This is a genomic window from Parabacteroides sp. PF5-9, from assembly GCF_029893105.1.
GTDB lineage: Bacteria > Bacteroidota > Bacteroidia > Bacteroidales > Tannerellaceae > JARXWG01.
Genome location: NZ_JARXWG010000043.1, coordinates 1 through 1,553, shown reverse-complemented (window position 1 = coordinate 1,553; position 1,553 = coordinate 1). Strand labels below are relative to the sequence as shown.

Sequence of the window (1,553 nt, the reverse complement as noted above, 5' to 3'; positions counted from 1 at the left end):
TGTCCCGTCCTAAAATTGGTTGTCAAGTTTGACTGTTTCTAAGTTTCGAAAAAGACCAAAACACTCATGGTCCTTAAAAGAGTTTACAAACATAGTTACAAAAAAATTAACCGGTGTACATTTCTTGTTCAGTTTGCTTGACAACAGGGACGTTTTTCGTCCTCCCTTCCCTTGATTATTTTTTCTTTTTGAACACCCTTCACAAAAAGCCGGGGTGTTTGAAAAGGAAAAATAATCTTCAGCTAAACTTTCCCTGCAACAGAGAGCGCTTTGTTACTTGTTCCCCTTTTGGGTTTGTAAGAGCGGCGGTGTACCTCTTCAGGCGGCTTATACCCGATTGAACTATGCAGTCTTTTGCAGTTGTATAACAGAATAATTTCCTTTATACGCTTTTGAGCCATATCAAAATGATCATAGGATTCCTGATTGATCCATTCTGTCTTAAGGATCCCATTTACCCTTTCTGCCAAAGCATTCTCATAAGGATCGCCATGCTGGGTAACACTAACCAGTATGCCGGCTGTCTTTAATAATTTCACATACGCTTTGCTCATATACTGACACCCCCGGTCAGAATGGTGTATAACCCCTTTCAGTTCACTCCAGGACAACGAACCCATAGCCATATTCAGGGCATTCAGACAACCTTCCGTGTCTAAAGAAGGATGGAGGCTATAACCAACTATTTTCCGGGAGTAAGCATCCGTAATGAGAGATAGATAGGCAAAACCTTCTTCCAATCTTATGTAAGTAATATCCGATACCCATACCTGATTAGGAGCCGTTACTGCTTTCTCTCTTATCAGGTTCGGATAATGAGGGGCACCACCATCGGCGTGGGTAGTTCTTACATAGAAGCGTTTGCTGGGACGAACCAACAGGTCGTTCTCCCGCAAGAGACGATAAAGCTTGTCACGGCCTATATCAATCCCTTTGTAATGCAAAAAATGATAGAGTTTACGGGTTCCCATACGGGGTTGTAACTCCCTCTCTTGGCGAACAATATCCAGCACCCTTTCATGGATGAAATGACGTCTCATGCCTTCATGCTGTTGCTTATAGTAAGCCTGGCGTGTATAGCCAAACAGGCTGCAAAGTGTTGCCAACTTCACTCCGCTGTATCTTCTTTTGAGATATCCCACTGTTTGGCTACGCCTTTTTTTAACAGGTCTTCCCCATATTCTTCGCCGCTAATGCGGAGCATATATTCATAACCTTCAGCCTTGATTCGGGTCAGTTTCAACTCCTCTTGCAAACGAAGTATCTCTTTCTCTAATGATTTGATATCTTTATCCTTTTTCATACGCGTCAAAGATAAATCATTTGAGAAGAATAAACGCAATACTTCTGACCTGTACTGAGTTACATAACGACGAACCGTATCAAAACTAATCCCATACTCCACAGATAGTTTGCGAATGCTGATTGATTCTGATAAATAACGACGTGTTATTTCTATTTTTAATGAGCGGCTGTAACGAATACTGCCATTTTGTTTCGTTTCTAACATAAGTTTACTTTTGTTGAATGACAACCTATTTCAGGACAGGACA

The 1,553-nt window shown here is 41.3% G+C and carries 2 protein-coding genes; both read right to left on the bottom strand.

What is annotated here, in order from left to right; all coding sequences use genetic code 11:
* Positions 1–242: 242 nt before the first annotated feature.
* A complete protein-coding gene (locus M2135_RS15515; RefSeq protein WP_280749435.1) occupies positions 243–1,142 on the bottom strand; it encodes an IS3 family transposase in 900 nt (299 codons plus the stop codon).
* Positions 1,109–1,510, bottom strand: a complete 402-nt coding sequence (locus M2135_RS15510) for a transposase (RefSeq protein WP_280749434.1) — start codon at positions 1,508–1,510, stop codon at positions 1,109–1,111. The genes M2135_RS15515 and M2135_RS15510 overlap by 34 nt, the downstream gene beginning before the upstream one ends.
* Between the last annotated feature and the right edge of the window lie 43 nt (positions 1,511–1,553).